Origin of the sequence: Cellulomonas sp. ES6 (assembly GCF_030053835.1) — a bacterium.
In the GTDB taxonomy this organism is placed as follows: domain Bacteria; phylum Actinomycetota; class Actinomycetes; order Actinomycetales; family Cellulomonadaceae; genus Cellulomonas.
The window spans coordinates 758,213-773,315 of record NZ_CP125655.1 but is presented as its reverse complement, the minus strand read 5'-3'; the positions used below and the strand labels follow the sequence as shown (position 1 = coordinate 773,315).

Here is a 15,103-nt window from a genome sequence, read left to right as displayed (position 1 = left end):
TGATCACGTTCTGTGATGATGTGGTGGTGGCGCCGCAGGTCAGCGGCGCCGTCCCGGACCCGGAGGGCAGCCGTGTTTGACCCCGACCAGCTCCGCACTTTCCTCGCCGTTTCCGAGACGTTGAACTTCACGCGCGCCGCGGCCCGGCTGTCCCTGTCGCAGCCCACGGTCAGCCAGCACGTCCGCAAGCTCGAGGACGCCGCGGGCCGCCGGCTGCTCGACCGCGACACCCGCGGCGTGCAGCTGACCGACGACGGCCAGGCGATGGCGACGTTCGCCCGGACGATCCTCGCGGCGCACGACGAGGCCACGCGGTACTTCACGGGGTCGGCGATGCACGGCCGGCTGCGGTTCGGCGCGGCCGACGACCTCGCGCTCGCCCAGCTCCCGCGCGTGCTGCGCGACTTCCGGCGCCTGCACCCGCGCATCAACCTCGAGCTCACCGTGGCGCAGAGCGGCACCCTGCACCGCCGGCTGCACGCGGGCCAGCTCGACCTCGTCTACATCAAGGAGGCGAGCGGGCACTCCGAGGGGCAGCTCGTGCGCCGGGACCGCCTCGTGTGGGTGGCGGTCCCCGGCACGGCGGTCGAGGCGGACGCCCCCGTGCCGCTCATCACCTACCAGGGCGCCTCGCTCACCCGGCAGGCCGCCGTCCGGGCGCTCACCGAGGCGGGGCGGCCCTGGCGGACCACGTGCAAGGTCGTCGAGGTCAACGGCGTGCTGGCGGCGCTGCGCGCGGGTCTCGGCATCGCGGTGCTGCCGCAGAGCCTGCTGCCGGAGGACCTGGTGCAGCTCCCGGCGGCGGCGCTCGGCCTGCCGGATCTCGGCGACGTCGACATCACGCTCGTCGCGAACCCCCGGTCGCCGCGGGAGCCGATCGAGGCCCTCACGTCGGCGATCCTCGGGCACGCACCGCGCTGACGGTGCCGGCCGCGCCGGGTCGCCGGAAATACTGCCGTCATCGACGCTGGTTAGGCTCGACGAGGACCCGCGGCAGCGCGGGCGGACCGGCACGAGGGAGAGCGTTCGTGGCACAGGGTGTGGTGGCCGACGGCCTGCAGGTGGGGTACGCGGCGATGCTGGAGCAGTTCCATCCGACGGAGGCCGTGGAGCTGTCCGCGTACGCCGAGTCCCAGGGGTTCCTCGGGACGATGGCGGCCGACCACTTCCAGCCGTGGGTCCCGCAGCAGGGGCAGTCCGCGTTCGTCTGGAACGTGCTGGCCGCGCTCGGTGAGCGCACGACGGGCGACATGGGTCCGGGCGTCACCGCCCCGACGTTCCGGTGGCACCCCGCGATGGTGGCCCAGGCGTCGGCGACGCTCGCGGCGATGTACCCGGGGCGGCACTGGCTGGGTCTGGGGTCCGGCGAGGCGCTGAACGAGCACATCACGGCGCAGTACTGGCCGGAGGCGCCCGAGCGCATCAACCGGATGTTCGAGGCCATCGACATCATCAAGAAGCTGTTCTCGGCGTCGCTGGCCGGCAAGGACGTCAAGCACGCCGGGCAGTTCTACAAGCTCGAGTCGACGCGCCTGTGGACGATGCCGGAGGTCCCGCCGGAGATCCTCGTCGCGACCGCCGGGCCCGTCACCGCCAAGCGGGCGGGCCGCCACGCGGACGGGCTGATCACGGTCGGCGCGCCGCTGGAGAAGATCAGCGGGCTGTTCGGCAAGTTCGACGAGGGCGTGCGCGAGTCCGGCCGGAACCCCGAGGACCTGCCGAAGGTGCTCCAGCTCCACCTGTCGTGGGCGGAGACCGACGAGCAGGCCATGGAGAACGCCATGGTCGAGTGGCCGAACGGCGGCATGAAGTTCCCGAAGGGCGACATCCGCTCGCCGTTCGACTTCGCGCAGATGGCCAAGCTGGTGCGCCCCGAGGACTTCGAGGGCCGCATGGTCATCTCGGCCGACCCCGACGTGCACCGCGCGGAGATCCAGAAGTACGTCGACCTCGGCTTCGACCGCGTCTACCTGCACAACGTGGGCCGCAACCAGCGCGAGTGGATCGACGTGTTCGGGCGCGACGTGCTCCCGAAGCTGGTGCGCTGACCGTGCCCGACGACGCCCGGTCGTCCGCCGCGGACGTCCTGACCGCCTGGGCCGTGCCCGGGATCGGTGAGGTGCGTCCCGGCGACGACCTGGCGACGCTGCTGGGCGACGCGCTCGCGGGGGACGCGGCCGCCCGGCCCGCGACGGCGCCCGCGGACGGCGACGTGGTGGTCGTGACCAGCAAGATCGTGTCGAAGGCCGAGGGGCGCGTCGTGCGGGCCGCCGACCGCGAGGCGGCGATCACCGCCGAGACGGTGCGCGTCGTCGCGACCCGCGAGCACCCCGGCGGCGTCACGCGCATCGTGGAGAACCGGCTCGGCCTGGTCATGGCGGCGGCCGGCGTCGACGCGTCCAACACCGACGAGGGCACGGTGCTGCTGCTCCCGGAGGACCCCGACGCCACCGCCCGCGCGCTGCGGTCCGCGCTGACGGAGCGGTTCGGCGTGCGGCTGGGCGTGCTCGTGACCGACACCGCCGGGCGGCCGTGGCGGCAGGGGCAGACCGACATCGCGATCGGCGCCGCCGGCGTGCGCGTGCTGGAGGACCTGCGCGGCACCACCGACACGCACGGCCGCACCCTGCAGGTCAGCGTCGCGGCGCTCGCGGACGAGATCGCCGCGGCCGCCGAGCTCGTCAAGGGCAAGGCCACCGGCCGGCCGGTCGCGGTCGTGCGGGGGATGGCCCACGCGGTCACGGCCGAGGACGGGCCGGGTGCGCGGGCGCTCGTGCGGGTCGGGCCGGACGACATGTTCGCCGAGGGCACCGCCGAGGCCTACGCCCGCGGCTGGAAGGACGCGACGGAGCGCTGACGCGCGCGGCGTCAGGCGAGCGCGAGGTGGATCAGCAGCGCGTCGTCGAGGGCGGCCGCGGTCTCGGCGTCGAGCGACCCGAGGCGTTCGCCGAGGCGTGAGACGTCGACCGCCCCGAGCTGCTCGGCCTGTGCCGTGGACTCGACGGTCGGGCCGGTGCGCCGATCGGGCCGGACCAGGACCTGGACGTCGAGGACCCGCGCCGTCGTCACGCCCGCCGCGCGAGCACCGCCAGCCACTCCGCGTCCGCGTGCCAGGGGTCGCCGGACAGGGACGCCCAGTGCGCGTCGACCCGCAGCCCGGCGTCGGCGAGCACGGGGGTGAGCGTCCGCGGGACGTAGTCGCGGAACCACATGCGGTACGTCGTGACGTCGTCCGCCCCGGTCACGACGGTGTACTGCCGGCACCGCACGTCGCCCGGGTACCGGTGCGTGCGCGCGAGCACCAGGTGGCGCCCGGGACGCCACAGGCCGCCGTCGGCGACCGCCCACTCGTCCTGCGGGCCGGTGCCGGCCTGCGCGGGGGTGGAGACGTCGAGCACCAGGGCACCGCCGGGGGCCAGCGCGGCGCGGGCGCGGCGCAGCACGTCGTCCCGGACGTCGTCGGGGAAGGTCGAGAGCTCGCCGTACGCCTGGAGCACGAGGTCGAACCGGCCCGGCTCGTCGAGGGTCCGGAAGTCCTGCTGCCGGTACTCGATGTCCAGGCCCGCCGCCCCGGCCTCGCGGCGCGCGTGGGCCAGCGATCCCGGGCTCAGGTCGACGCCCGTCACCCGGCACCCGAGCGCGGCCAGGCGCTGCGCGACCAGCCCCGGCCCGCACCCCAGGTCCAGCACCCGCGCCCCCGGGACGGCGATCCCGAGCGCGGCGAGGTGCGCGACGGTGCGGTCGAGCTCCGCGGGGCGGCGGCTCGCGGCGTCGTGCGTCGGGTCCAGGTGGGCGGCGAGCAGCTGCGTCGCGATGTACGGGTCGTCCCAGAACGGGCCGTCACCCGGGGCGAACGGCTCCGGGCGGGCGGTCGCGGCGGCGAGGTCGGTCGGCACCGGGCCAGCGTGGCGGACCCGGCGCCGACCGCGCCACGGGATTCGGGCCGGTCAGCCCTGCGCGGCGATCTGCGCGGACTGGCCGGTCGCGCCCGGCTCGCCGGCCGGGATCGGCTCGGCGATCACCGCGGTGCCGTAGGCGCAGACCTCGGAGAACTGCCCGATGGCGTCGGTGTCGAACCGCATCGCGACGATCGCGTTCGCGCCGCGCTGCGCCGCCTCCTCCGTCATGCGGCGCATCACCTCGTGGCGGCTGTCGTACATGATCTTCGTGAACTCGGGGATCTCCCCGCCGCCGATCGACCGGAACCCGGCCGTGAAGCTCTGGCCGATGTTCGTCGACCGGACCGTCAGGCCCATGACCTCGCCCAGCACGGCCTGGATGCGGTAGCCGGGGATCTCGTTGCTCGTCACCACGATCATGCGCCGATGGTGCCAGCCCGCGCCGCGCGCCGCTCGGACCGCCGCACGGGGAGCAGTCCCTCCGCACGTTCGGATCCGGTCGCACCGACACGCTCGGCGTGTTCGCGCGAACGGATCCGATCGCCCCGGGGCGCGGCGCGTGCGCACGTACGGATCCGATCACCCCGCGGCGCGGCGACCTCACACGGAGCGGGGCTGCGTCGTCAGGACGTCCGAGGGCAGCAACCGTGCGCCCACGGGAGGAGCAGCAACGTGAAGGTCTTCATCGCCGGTGGTCGTGGCAGGGTCGGGTCGAGGCTCGGCGAGCTCCTGGTGGCACGTGGCGACGAGGTCGTCGTGGGAGAGCCCGCGGACGGTGTCGACGTCCTCACCGGAGCGGGGCTCGACGAGGCGCTGGCGGGGGTCGACGTCATCGTGAACGTCCTGAACACCGGCCGGTTCGACGCGGAGGGCGCCCGGGCGTTCTTCACGACGTCGACCCGGCGGCTGGACGAGGCCGGTGCCCGGGCGGGCGTGCGGCGGCACGTGCTGCTGTCGATCGTCGGCGTCGGGTCGGGGACGGCGTCCTCGAACGGCTACTACGTCGGCAAGGTCGCGCAGGAGCAGACGCTGCGGGCCGGCGCCCTGCCCTGGACGATCGTGCGGGCCACGCAGTTCCAGAGCTACGTCCCGGTGCTCGCCGACCAGCACACCGTCGACGGCGTGGTGCGCGCGCCGCACTCGCTCGTCCAGCCCGTCGACCTGGACGAGGTGGTGGCGCTGCTGGCCGAGGCGGCGACGTCGGACGACCTCGGCGAGGTCGAGATCGCCGGTCCGGTGCGGTACCACCTCGACGAGCTGATCCGCGGGGCGCTCGCGGCCGCCGGGGACCCCCGCGAGGTCGTCACCGTCGACGCCGACGGCGCACCCGACGCGCTGGTGCCGCACGGTGAGCACCGCGTCGGCGCCGTGCGGTACGCGGACGCGGACGTCCCCGCGGCACACTGACGCCAGTCGCCGCCGACCCGAGGAGCCCAGGTGACCGAGCAGGACCCGACCGCGAGCGAGGCGCTCGACGACGTCTCCGCCGAGCGCCGGCGCCTGCTGTCGCTCGCGTACCGCATGACCGGGACCCTGAGCGACGCCGAGGACGTCGTGCAGGAGACGTACCTGCGGTGGTACCGGCTCGACCCGGGGGAGCGCGCGGCGGTCCGGGTGCCCGCGGCGTGGCTGACCCGGGTCGCGAGCCGCGTCGCCCTCGACCACCTCGGGTCCGCCCGGGTGCGCCGCGAGACCCACGTCGGGCAGTGGCTGCCCGAGCCGGTGCCGGCCGACCTGTTCGCCGGGACCGCCCCCGTCACCACGCTCGGGGGCGGTCCCGCGGCCGACCCGCTGGACCGGGTCACGCTCGACGAGTCGGTCAGCACGGCCCTGCTCACCCTGCTGGAGGCGATGACGCCGGCGGAACGCGTGGCGTTCGTGCTGCACGACGTCTTCGGCCTCCCGTTCGACGAGATCGCCGAGGTCGTCGGGCGGTCACCGGCCGCGACGCGCCAGCTCGCGACGTCCGCCCGCCGGCACGTGCGCGAGGGCCGCCGGGCGCGGGTCGGCGTCGGCGAGCACGACCGGGTCGTCCGGGCGTTCCTCGACGCGAGCGTCGGCGGCGACCTGGGCCGGCTGCTGCGGGTGCTCGCGCCGGACGTGGAGCTGCGGGCCGACGGGGGCGGGGTGGTGCAGGCCGCGCCGAACGCCGTGCGCGGGCAGGACAACGTGGCGCGGTTCCTGCTGGGCGTGCTCGCGAAGCAGCCGGCGCTGCGGTTCGAGGAGCGGCGGACCGCCGACGGCCTCGGCTACGCGATGCGGCTGGGCGAGCAGCTGTTCGGCATCGTGACCTTCGCCGTGGACGCGGGGCGGGTCACCCGGCTGTGGCTCGTCGTCGACCCGCGCAAGCTCACCCGGTGGGCGCCCGCGTGAGCGGACCGCGCCCCGGCCTCACATCCGCGGTGGCCGCGTCGTCGACACGGCGGGGTGCGGCACCCGTCGCGCGCACGAGCACGAGGAGGGGCAGATGAGGATCGCCGTGTGCGGCGGGACCGGGACGGTCGGACGGCACGTGGTGCGGGTCGCCGGCGAGCGGGGGCACGACGTCGTCGTGGTGAGCCGGGCCGCGGGCGTCGACCTGGTGGCGGGGCCGGACCGGGCGGCGGACGCGGCGCTCGCCGGGGCGGACGTCGTGGTCGACGTGCTCAGCACCACGACGCTGTCGGCCCGGGGGTCGGTCGCGTTCTTCACGGCGACCAGCCGCCGCCTGCTGGCCGCCGAGCGGCGCGTCGGGGTGCCGCACCACGTCGCGCTGTCGATCGTCGGCATCGACCGGATCGACGCGGCGTACTACGCGGGCAAGCTCGCCCAGGAGCGGCTGGTCGCTGGCGGCGCCGTGCCGCACACGATCCTGCGGGCCGCCCAGTTCCACGAGTTCGCCGGGCAGGTCGTCGGCCAGGCGTCGATCGGGGCCGTCACGCTCGCACCGCGCACGCTGACCCGGCCGGTCGCCGCGGCCGAGGTCGCCGAGCACCTGGTGCGCGTGGCCGAGGGCGCGCCGGCCGGACGGGCGCCGGACCTGGTGGGGCCCTCGGACGACACGCTGGCGGCGATGATCCGCCGGCTGTCCGCGCACGACGGGGTCCGGCGCCGGGTGCTCGAGGTGCGGCTGCCCGGCGGGTACGGCGCGGGGCTGGCGTCGGGCGCGCTGCGCGGCGGACCGGACGCGGTGCGGGGCCGGCTGTCGTTCGACGACTGGCTGGGCTCGGAGGCGCGGACCGGCTGAGCCCGCGCCCGCGCCCGCACCCGCACCGGCGCTCAGGCCCGGGCGGCGCGCGCGGCGGCCTTCGCGGCCTTCTTCGTCTCGCGGACCTCGCCGAGCGAGACCGGGTCGCGCACGTCCGCGATCGAGCGCGGCACGTCGTCCCCGTACGCCCCGGCGGCCTCCCGCCAGCCCGCGGGTTCGACGCCGCGCTGCTTGCCGAGCAGGGCCAGGAAGATGCGGGCCTTCTGGTCGCCGAACCCCGGCAGCGCCTTCAGGCGCCTCAGCACGGTGGCGCCGTCGGGGTCGCCGTCGGTCCACAGCCGGGTGACGTCGCCGTCGTACGCGTCGACGACCGCCCGCGCGACCGCCTGGATGCGCCCCGCCATCGAGCCCGGGAACCGGTGCACCGCCGGCGGCGTCGCGCACAGGGCGGCGAACTCGTCGGGGTCGGCCTCGGCGATGCGGTGGACGTCGAACCCGCCCATGCGCGCGGCGATCTTCGCCGGGCCGGCGAAGGCCGACTCCATCGTGACCTGCTGGTCGAGGAGCATGCCGGTGAGGAGCGCGAACGGGTCCGCGTCGAGCAGGTCGTCCGCCTCGGGGTCGCCGGTGAGCCAGAGCGTCATGCCCTCATCGTCGCACCCCGCCGGGACCGGGTCACGGGCGCGGCGAGGCGGTGCGTGTGGTCAGGGCCGGGCCGCGGCGACGGGGTCCGCGCCGCCGCCGGGGAGGGTGTCGCCCGGCGCCGGGACGGCCGTGCCGGTCGGCCAGCGCAGGTCCGGGCACTCGGCGGCCGTGCGGCAGAACCGCGGCGGCTCGTGCGCGCCCCAGCCCAGCGGGATCGCGACGATGCCCGCCAGGCAGCCGGCGAGGGTGAGCACGGACATCGCGCGCTGGCGTCGGCCCACGTCCCCACCTCCCGTCGCGTGCCCGCCCGGTGCGTCCGCGTCCACCTCTCCCATCGGCCGGGCAGCGGGGCGGTGCAGCGCCCGTCCGGGTGAGACGCGCCGCACGCGGGTGGTGGCGCGCGCGCCGGCGGTGCTGCTGGGCAGGCGCCGCGCCGGGGAGGACGATCGTCGGGACGCAGCGAGGAGAGGGGAGCGGCGGGTGGGCGAGGTGACGGAGTACCTGGCGACGCTGGACGGCGCCGAGCGCGAGGTGGTCGGGCGGCTGCTCGACCGGGTCCGCGCGGCGGTGCCGGAGGTCGAGGAGGGGCGGTCCTACGGGCTCGCGGCCTACCGGTACCGCGGCCGGCCGCTGATCGCGGTGGTGACGGGGTCGCGCGGGTGCACGGCGTACCCGTTCAGCGCGGACGTCACGGCGGCGGTGCTGGCGACGCTCGAGGGGTTCGACGCGACGAAGGGCGGCATCCGGTTCACGGTCGGGCGGCCGCTGCCGGACGGGGCGCTCGACGCGCTGGTGCAGGGGCGGCGGACGGAGATCGACGCCGCGCTGGGCCGGGCGCGGGGCTGAGGCCGCGGGCGCGTAGGGTGCCTGCGTGCTGGTCGGTCGGTGGGTGGTCGTCGTGCCCGTGAAGGACGCGCGCCGCGGCAAGTCGCGCCTCGCGGACGTCCTGGAGCCGGGCGCCCGCGCGGCCCTGGTGCGGGCGATGGCGCTCGACACGGTGGACGCCGTGCTCGCCGCGCCGCGCGTCGCCCGGGTGGTGGTCGTGACGGCCGACCCCGAGGTCGCCGCCGCGGCCGGCGCGCTGCCGCGGGTCCGGGTGCTGCCCGAGCCGGCGGCCGGTGCCGCCGACCCGCCCGGCGGCTGGCACGCGCTGAACCGGGCCGTCGCCGCGGGGGTGGCCGCCGCACGCGCCGAGGCCCCGACGGCGCACGCCGGCGTGCTGCTGGGCGACCTGCCGGGGCTCGACCCCGCCGAGCTGGACGCCGTGCTCGGGGACGCCGAGGCCCACCCGCTCGCGGTGCTGCCGGACGCGGACGGCACGGGGACGACGCTGCTCACCGCGGCGCCGGGCGCCGGGGTGGAGCCGCGGTTCGGCGGGGGGTCGGCCGCCGCGCACGCCGCGGCGGGGCACGTAGTGCTCGACGTGCCGGCGGGATCCGCGCTGCGCCACGACGTCGACGTGCCGGCCGACCTCGCGGCGCTGGCCGGACGCGGCGTCGGCGGGCGCACGGGCGCGCTGCTGCGTCGCCTGGCGCCGCTGCCGCTGGACTGAGCGGCGGTGCGATCACCGGACGGTCGCGCGGCCTCCGGTCCCGGGGGTCACCGCGTCAGCGCCCGACCAGCGCCAGCGCGGCGGCGGCGATCCGGGCGGTCGTCGGCACGTCCCGCATGAGGGTGTCCGCGGCGGCGGCCCGCCAGCCGACCGCCCGCAGCCGCCCGACCGCGTCCTCGTCGGCCGTGTCGAGCAGCCAGGCGTCGAGCACGCCGGGCGCCCCGTCGGACGGGCCGCCGCGCAGCCCGTAGTGCCGGGCGACGGCCTCGGCGGTCGCCTCGACGCCGATCGCCGCGAGGCACTCGGCGGCCATGCCGCGCACCGGCGCGCCGCCGATGATCGGGGACACGCCCACGACCGGCGCCGGTGTCGTCGCGAGCGCCTCGCGGACGCCCGGGACGGCGAGGACCGTGCCGACCGAGACCACGGGGTTCGACGGCGGCACGACGACGACGTCCGCGTCCCGGATCGCCTCCAGCACGCCGGGCGCCGGGGCGGCGGACTCGAGGCCCACCTGGACGAACGCGAGCGCCGGCAGCGCGGCGCGGTGGCGCACCCACCACTCCTCGAAGTGCAGCAGCTCGCCGCCCGCCACGCGGACGTGCGTCTCGACGGGCTCGTCCGCCATCGGCAGCAGCCGGACGCCCTGCGCGGCCAGGCCCCAGCGCCGGCACAGCCGCTCCGTCGCCTGCGACAGCGTCAGCCCCTCGCGCAGCCACTGCGTGCGGGCGAGGTGCGTCGCGAGGTCCAGGTCGCCGAGCGTGAACCACTCCCAGCCGACGTCGTAGGCGGCGAGGTCCGCCGACACGCGTGACGACTCGTCGCGGCGGCCCCACCCCTGCTCCTCGTGGACGGCGCCGCCCAGGGTGTACATCAGCGTGTCGAGGTCGGGGCAGACCCGCACGCCGTGCAGCCACATGTCGTCGCCGGTGTTCGCGACGACGGTGACGTCGGCGTCGTCGTCGAGCAGGGCCAGCAGCCCCCGGGTGAACCGGGCGCCCCCCACGCCGCCGGACAGGACGGTGACCTTCATCGGGCTCCTTCGACGGCGGCGAGCGGGCGGTCGGCGAGGGCGGCGGGGCCGGCGTCGCCGAACGCGATGACGGGGCGGCCGGTGCGCGGGTGGGTCATCACCTCGGCGTCGACGCCGTACACCCGGCGCACCAGGTCCGCGGTCAGCACGTCGCGGGGGTCGCCCGCCGCGACCAGCCTGCCCTCCGCGAGCACGAGGACGTGCGCGCAGTAGGCGGCCGCGAGGTTGAGGTCGTGCAGGGCGGCCACGGTGGTGCGGCCGAGGTCGCGGACGAACGCCAGCAGGGACAGCTGCGCGCTGACGTCCAGGTGGTTGGTGGGCTCGTCGAGGAGCAGCAGGTCGGGCTCCTGGGCCAGTGCCCGCGCGATGTGCACCCGCTGCCGCTCGCCGCCCGACAGCGCCGACCACGGCCGGTCCGCCAGGTGCGCGGCGTCCGCGGCGGCCAGCGCCCGGTCGACGGCCTGCTCGTCGGCGTCGGCCCCCCACAGCGTGCGGTAGGGGATGCGGCCGAGCGCGACCACCTCCCGCACGGTCAGCGGCACCGTCGACGACGACTCCTGCTCCAGCAGCGCGATGCGGCGCGCCCGCTCCCGGCGGCCGAGCGCGTGCACCGGCGCGTCGTCGACCAGCACGGACCCGGCCTCCGGGTCCAGCAGCCCGGCGACCAGGCGCAGCAGCGTCGTCTTGCCCGCGCCGTTCGGCCCGAGCAGACCCGTCAGCGCGCCGGGCGGGGGCGTGGCGTCCACGCCGTCCACCACCCAGCGGCCGCCCAGCCGGACGCCGACGCCCGCGATGCTCACGTCCACGCGCTGCCCCTCCCTCGTCGCAGCAGCACCGCGAAGACCGGCACCCCGATCAGCGCGGTCACGATGCCCACCGGCAGCTCGCGCGGGTCGAACAGCGTCCGCGCGCCCGTGTCGGCCCACACCAGGAAGATCGCGCCCGTGACGGCGGCGACCGGCAGCAGCCGCCGGTGCGCGGGCCCGGTGAGGGCCGACACGGCGTGCGGCAGCACCAGGCCGACGAACCCGATGGACCCGCTGACCGCCACCATCGCGCCGGTCAGCAGCGCGACGAGCGTCATCAGGGTCCACCGGGTGCGGTCGACGTCGATGCCGAGCGCCGCGGCCGCCGTGTCGCCGAACGCGAACGCGTCCAGCCGGACCGCCGACGCCACCAGCACCGTGCCGACCACCAGCAGCGCCACCCCCGCGATCGCCACGGACTGCCACGTCGACCCCGCCAGGGACCCGAGCAGCCAGTTGAGGATCTCCCGGTAGGAGTCGCCGGTCGCCGACCAGAAGATGACGAACGACGTCCCCGCCGCCGCGAGCTGCGACACCGCGAGGCCGGCCAGCACCGCGCGTCCCGGCGTCAGCACGCCACCGACGCGCGCCAGGCTCAGCGTGGCCACCAGCGCGGCGAGGGCCCCCGCGAACGCGGCGACCGGCAGCAGCAGGCCGACCCCGACCACCAGCACCGCCACGGCGCCGAGCGAGGCCCCCGACGACAGGCCCAGCAGGTAGGGGTCGGCCAGCGGGTTGCGCGTCAGCGACTGCATGACCGCGCCCGCCAGCGCCAGCCCGGCGCCGACCGCCGCACCCGTCAGCACGCGCGGCAGCCGCAGGTCCCAGACGATCGCGTCGGTCAGCACCGGCACACCGCCGTCCGCGCCCGCGGCCGGGCCGAGCCCGAGGTGCCCGGCGATGCTCCGGGCGACGTCCGGCACCGCGATGTCCGCCGACCCGATGGTGACGCAGACCAGCACCGTCGCCACGAGCAGCAGCAGACCGACGCCGAGCACCGGCAGCAGCGGCGGGCGCCGGGGTGCGCGGGCGGGCGGGGGCGCGGCGGCCCGGCCCGGCCCGGAGGCGGGGGCGGCGGGCGCGGCGGGTGCCGGGCGGCGGTCGACGGGCACGGGCGGGTCAGCCCTCCAGGTCCGCGAGCTGCTCGGACAGGCTCACGACGGCCTGGGCGTTGCGGACGCCCGCCTCCGCCGCGGGGAACGGCAGCGTCAGGTAGCGGTGCTCCCGGACGGCGGTGAGCTGGGAGGTCGCCGGGTTGGACTCCAGCAGCTCGATCTTCGACTCCGCGGTGTTCCACGACGCGTCGACCAGCACGATCACGTCGGGGTCGGCGGCGACGACCTGCTCCCAGCCGGCCGACGTCCAGGTGTCGTGGACGTCCGCGAAGATGTTCGTCAGCCCCGCGGCGTCCAGCATCATCTGCGGGGCGCCGATGCCCGCCCCGACGTACGGGGTGTCGGTGCCCGAGGAGTACCAGAGCGCCGTCGTCTCCTCCGCCGGGGGCGTGACGGAGTCGAGCAGCTCCTGCTCCTGGGCGATCAGGTCCTCCGCGCGGTCCGTCACGCCGAACACCGAGGCGATCTCGCGCTGCTCGTCGAACAGGCCCTCGAACGTGAGCGGGTCGGGCATGTAGCCCTCCTCCTTGCAGGCGGCGGGGGACACGTACGTGCCGATCCCGAGGCCCTGCAGGGCGGAGCGCTCACCGGCGCCGTCGTCGGAGAAGTTGGACTCCCAGCCCGCGTAGACGAAGTCGGGCTGCACCTCCAGCAACGCCTCCTGGCCGGGGACCTTGTCCGACAGCACCGGCACGGCGTCGTAGGCGTCCGCCCACTCGTCGGGGACGGGGCCGTCGGCGAACGCGGTGCCGACCAGGCGGTCCTGCAGCCCGAGCGCGAGCATGGTCTCGATCGACGTGGACTTGATCGCGACCACGCGCTCCGGCGGGGTGTCGACCGTGACGTCGGTGCCGCAGTTGTCGAGCGTGACGGGGGTGAAGGCCGCGCCGGTCGACGACGCGGTCGGGCCGCCGGGGGACACGCCCGGTTCGGCCGGGTCCCCGGCGCACGCCGCGAGGGCGAGGGCCAGGGCGGCGGCAGGGACGGCGAGGACGAGACGACGGGTGCTGCGCACAGGGGCTCCTGAGGGTGCGGCGACGTCGCGCGGTCGGCCCGCGGCGGCGTCGCGGTGCGGCCCGCGGCGGCCGGTGCCGGCGCTCGCAGGCCGGACGGCGGGTGCCGCGGTCCGACGGTGGACGCTGGACGGCCCGCGCGGGACCGGGGGGTCCGCCGCGGCGGGTCGGGGGAGGGTGCACGTCGCGCCCGGTGGCTGCGCCGCCCATGCGCGGGCGGCGACGTCCAGGCCAACGTCCGGCCTGGTCCGGGGCCCACCCTACGCCCGCTGCCGACCCCGCGTCCCGCCCGGCCCGCGCGTCCCGCCCGGGCCGGTCAGGGCGTCGCGGCCAGCGCGAGGGCGCGGGCCACGCGCGCGACCACGTCCGGCCCGCCCGCGAGGGCGCCGACCGTGACCCGCACGTGCCCGGGCCCGTCCGGCGGGGGCACCGCCCGGAACGGCCGACCGCGCGCGACCTTGATCCCCGCGGCCTCCAGCCGCACCAGCGCGGTGGCCTCGTCGGCGACGGGCACCCACACGTTGATGCCGTCGCCCGGGTGCACCTCCAGCCCGTGCTCCGCGAGCGCGGTCGTCAGCGCCCGCTGCCGCGCGTAGTAGATCCGCCGGGCCTGGGCGACCGCCGCGAGCGCCTCGCCGTCGACGAGCAGGTCCGTCAGCAGCCGCTGCAGCAGCCGGCTGGTCCACCCGGGTCCGAGCATCCGGCGCGCGACGACCCGGTCGAGCACACCCGCCGGCCCCCCGACGGCCGCGATCCGCAGGTCCGGCCCGTGGGACTTCGAGTAGGAGCGCACGTGCACCACGCGGTCGGGCAGCGACGTCCCGAGCGACACGTCCGCGGAGGACGCGATCTCCCCGGAGTGGTCGTCCTCGATCACGTGCACGTCGGCGCCCGGCGTCGCCGCGAGGTGCCGGCGGATGACGGCCGCGAGCTCCCGGGCGCGCGTCGACGTCATGGAGACGCCGGTCGGGTTGTGCGCCCGCGGCTGCAGGACGACGACCTCCGCACCGGTGCGCAGCGCGGCCTCCAGGGCGTCGGGGCGCAGGCCGTGCCGGTCGAGCGGGACCGGGACGCGCTCGAGGCCGAGCTGGTCGCACAGGTCGAAGATCGGCGGGAACGACGGGTCCTCCACGATGACGCGGTCGCCGAACCCGGCGAGCTGCTCGAGCGTGCGGCTCATCGCGTCGACGGCGCCGTCCACGACGGTGACGCGCTGCGGCGTGAACGGCCACGAGGCGCGCAGCAGGCGCTCGAGCGGCTCGACCACGGGCGCGCCCAGGTAGGTGCCCGTGCCGGCGGCGGGGGTGGCGGCGGCGACCCGCCCGAGCGACCGCTCCAGCGGGGGCAGCAGGTCGGGGTCGGGAGTACCGGTCGACAGGTCGAGCCGGACCGCCGGGCGCACCGCAGCCGACGCCGCGGGGTCGGCCGCGGCCCGCCCGCCGGCGGCCATGTCGCGGTAGCGCGGGGGCAGCCACGCAGCCGGCTCCGGCAGCACGACCGTGCCCGCCCGCCCGCGGGAGGTCACCAGGCCGACGGCGGCCAGCGCCTGCCACGCGCCGGACACCGTCGCGGGGCTGACGCCGAGGTCCGCCGCGAGCCGCCGGACCGTGGGCAGGCGGTCGCCCGGGCGCAGCTCGCCGCTGCGCACCAGCCGCGACACGGCGGCGGCGATCCCCCGGGGACTGCGGTCCTCCACGTGCTGGGCCACGTCCATGGCGGTCATCGTGCCCCCCGCACGGGCGCCCGCCGCACCGGTGCCGGGGCCCGCGGCGCAGTGTTTACAGCCCCGTCATACGTGTTCTCGGCACCGAAACGGGCAGAAACGCCGCGGAAATGTTCAACCCCCACAGTCA

General features: G+C 76.9%; 18 protein-coding genes. 8 read left to right on the top strand and 10 right to left on the bottom strand.

Annotated elements, in window-relative coordinates:
* The first annotated feature begins 72 nt into the window (after positions 1–72).
* From P9841_RS03680 to P9841_RS03670, 3 genes are all read left to right on the top strand, one after another.
* The gene (locus P9841_RS03680; protein ID WP_283320750.1) at positions 73–921 is read left to right on the top strand and encodes a LysR family transcriptional regulator; all 849 of its coding nucleotides are present in this window, start codon (positions 73–75) and stop codon (positions 919–921) included.
* Between the two features lie 155 nt (positions 922–1,076).
* Positions 1,077–2,048 carry a TIGR03557 family F420-dependent LLM class oxidoreductase gene (locus P9841_RS03675; protein ID WP_459349090.1) on the top strand — a complete coding sequence of 324 codons (972 nt, stop codon included), beginning with the start codon at positions 1,077–1,079 and terminating at the stop codon, positions 2,046–2,048.
* Positions 2,049–2,050: 2 nt separating this feature from the next.
* The gene (locus P9841_RS03670) at positions 2,051–2,857 is read left to right on the top strand and encodes a coenzyme F420-0:L-glutamate ligase (RefSeq protein WP_283320748.1); all 807 of its coding nucleotides are present in this window, start codon (positions 2,051–2,053) and stop codon (positions 2,855–2,857) included.
* A gap of 11 nt (positions 2,858–2,868) precedes the next feature.
* Here P9841_RS03670 and P9841_RS03665 read toward each other — a convergent pair whose 3' ends face one another.
* From P9841_RS03665 to P9841_RS03655, 3 genes are read right to left on the bottom strand one after another with little or no spacing between them, the layout of a single operon-like run.
* Positions 2,869–3,069 (bottom strand): type II toxin-antitoxin system PemK/MazF family toxin, encoded by a 201-nt coding sequence (locus P9841_RS03665; RefSeq protein ID WP_283320747.1) that lies wholly within the window; start codon positions 3,067–3,069, stop codon positions 2,869–2,871.
* The gene (locus P9841_RS03660; RefSeq protein WP_283320746.1) at positions 3,066–3,896 is read right to left on the bottom strand and encodes an SAM-dependent methyltransferase; all 831 of its coding nucleotides are present in this window, start codon (positions 3,894–3,896) and stop codon (positions 3,066–3,068) included. The genes P9841_RS03665 and P9841_RS03660 overlap by 4 nt, the downstream gene beginning before the upstream one ends.
* 51 nt (positions 3,897–3,947) lie before the next feature.
* Positions 3,948–4,319 carry a YbjQ family protein gene (locus P9841_RS03655; RefSeq protein ID WP_283320745.1) on the bottom strand — a complete coding sequence of 124 codons (372 nt, stop codon included), beginning with the start codon at positions 4,317–4,319 and terminating at the stop codon, positions 3,948–3,950.
* A 252-nt stretch (positions 4,320–4,571) separates the two neighbouring features.
* Between P9841_RS03655 and P9841_RS03650 the strand changes: the two genes are divergently transcribed.
* The 3 genes from P9841_RS03650 to P9841_RS03640 all read left to right on the top strand — a co-directional run bounded on the left by P9841_RS03650 (position 4,572) and on the right by P9841_RS03640 (position 7,125).
* A complete protein-coding gene (locus P9841_RS03650) occupies positions 4,572–5,306 on the top strand; it encodes an SDR family oxidoreductase (protein WP_283320744.1) in 735 nt (244 codons plus the stop codon).
* 30 nt (positions 5,307–5,336) lie between these two features.
* Positions 5,337–6,272: an RNA polymerase sigma factor SigJ gene (gene sigJ, locus P9841_RS03645; protein WP_283320743.1), complete on the top strand. Its 936-nt coding sequence runs from the start codon at positions 5,337–5,339 to the stop codon at positions 6,270–6,272.
* A gap of 94 nt (positions 6,273–6,366) precedes the next feature.
* The gene (locus tag P9841_RS03640) at positions 6,367–7,125 is read left to right on the top strand and encodes an SDR family oxidoreductase (protein WP_283320742.1); all 759 of its coding nucleotides are present in this window, start codon (positions 6,367–6,369) and stop codon (positions 7,123–7,125) included.
* Positions 7,126–7,157: 32 nt separating this feature from the next.
* Here P9841_RS03640 and P9841_RS03635 read toward each other — a convergent pair whose 3' ends face one another.
* Positions 7,158–7,730, bottom strand: coding sequence for an HhH-GPD-type base excision DNA repair protein (locus tag P9841_RS03635; protein WP_283320741.1), 573 nt, complete (start codon positions 7,728–7,730; stop codon positions 7,158–7,160).
* 60 nt (positions 7,731–7,790) lie between these two features.
* Positions 7,791–8,012 (bottom strand): hypothetical protein, encoded by a 222-nt coding sequence (locus P9841_RS03630; protein WP_283320740.1) that lies wholly within the window; start codon positions 8,010–8,012, stop codon positions 7,791–7,793.
* 199 nt (positions 8,013–8,211) lie between these two features.
* Here P9841_RS03630 and P9841_RS03625 point away from each other — a divergent pair, with 199 nt between their 5' ends.
* Both P9841_RS03625 and cofC read left to right on the top strand, forming a co-directional pair.
* On the top strand, positions 8,212–8,577 hold the full coding sequence (locus tag P9841_RS03625) for an iron chaperone (RefSeq protein WP_283320739.1): 366 nt from the start codon (positions 8,212–8,214) through the stop codon (positions 8,575–8,577).
* Between the two features lie 25 nt (positions 8,578–8,602).
* Positions 8,603–9,283 (top strand): 2-phospho-L-lactate guanylyltransferase, encoded by a 681-nt coding sequence (gene cofC, locus P9841_RS03620; protein ID WP_283320738.1) that lies wholly within the window; start codon positions 8,603–8,605, stop codon positions 9,281–9,283.
* A 55-nt stretch (positions 9,284–9,338) separates the two neighbouring features.
* On the opposite strand, the gene cofD is transcribed toward cofC, so the two are convergent.
* The 5 genes from cofD to P9841_RS03595 form a co-directional block, all read right to left on the bottom strand.
* The gene (gene cofD, locus P9841_RS03615) at positions 9,339–10,316 is read right to left on the bottom strand and encodes a 2-phospho-L-lactate transferase (RefSeq protein ID WP_283320737.1); all 978 of its coding nucleotides are present in this window, start codon (positions 10,314–10,316) and stop codon (positions 9,339–9,341) included.
* A complete protein-coding gene (locus P9841_RS03610; protein ID WP_283320736.1) occupies positions 10,313–11,122 on the bottom strand; it encodes a putative F420-0 ABC transporter ATP-binding protein in 810 nt (269 codons plus the stop codon). The genes cofD and P9841_RS03610 overlap by 4 nt, the downstream gene beginning before the upstream one ends.
* A complete protein-coding gene (locus P9841_RS03605) occupies positions 11,113–12,129 on the bottom strand; it encodes a putative F420-0 ABC transporter permease subunit (protein WP_283321845.1) in 1,017 nt (338 codons plus the stop codon). The genes P9841_RS03610 and P9841_RS03605 overlap by 10 nt, the downstream gene beginning before the upstream one ends.
* Before the next feature lie 112 nt (positions 12,130–12,241).
* The gene (locus tag P9841_RS03600) at positions 12,242–13,252 is read right to left on the bottom strand and encodes a putative F420-0 ABC transporter substrate-binding protein (RefSeq protein ID WP_283320735.1); all 1,011 of its coding nucleotides are present in this window, start codon (positions 13,250–13,252) and stop codon (positions 12,242–12,244) included.
* A 314-nt stretch (positions 13,253–13,566) separates the two neighbouring features.
* Positions 13,567–14,964, bottom strand: a complete 1,398-nt coding sequence (locus P9841_RS03595) for an aminotransferase-like domain-containing protein (RefSeq protein ID WP_283320734.1) — start codon at positions 14,962–14,964, stop codon at positions 13,567–13,569.
* Positions 14,965–15,103 lie beyond the last annotated feature (139 nt).

Bases quoted from the DNA above. Each gene is read 5' to 3' on its own strand.
- P9841_RS03675 (WP_459349090.1), top strand. From the start codon at position 1,077: ATGCTGGAGCAGTTCCATCCGACGGAGGCCGTGGAGCTGTCCGCGTAC.
- P9841_RS03655 (WP_283320745.1), bottom strand. From the start codon at position 4,319: ATGATCGTGGTGACGAGCAACGAGATCCCCGGCTACCGCATCCAGGCC.
- P9841_RS03640 (WP_283320742.1), top strand. From the start codon at position 6,367: ATGAGGATCGCCGTGTGCGGCGGGACCGGGACGGTCGGACGGCACGTG.
- P9841_RS03635 (WP_283320741.1), bottom strand. From the start codon at position 7,730: ATGACGCTCTGGCTCACCGGCGACCCCGAGGCGGACGACCTGCTCGAC.
- cofD (WP_283320737.1), bottom strand. From the start codon at position 10,316: ATGAAGGTCACCGTCCTGTCCGGCGGCGTGGGGGGCGCCCGGTTCACC.
- P9841_RS03595 (WP_283320734.1), bottom strand. From the start codon at position 14,964: ATGGACGTGGCCCAGCACGTGGAGGACCGCAGTCCCCGGGGGATCGCC.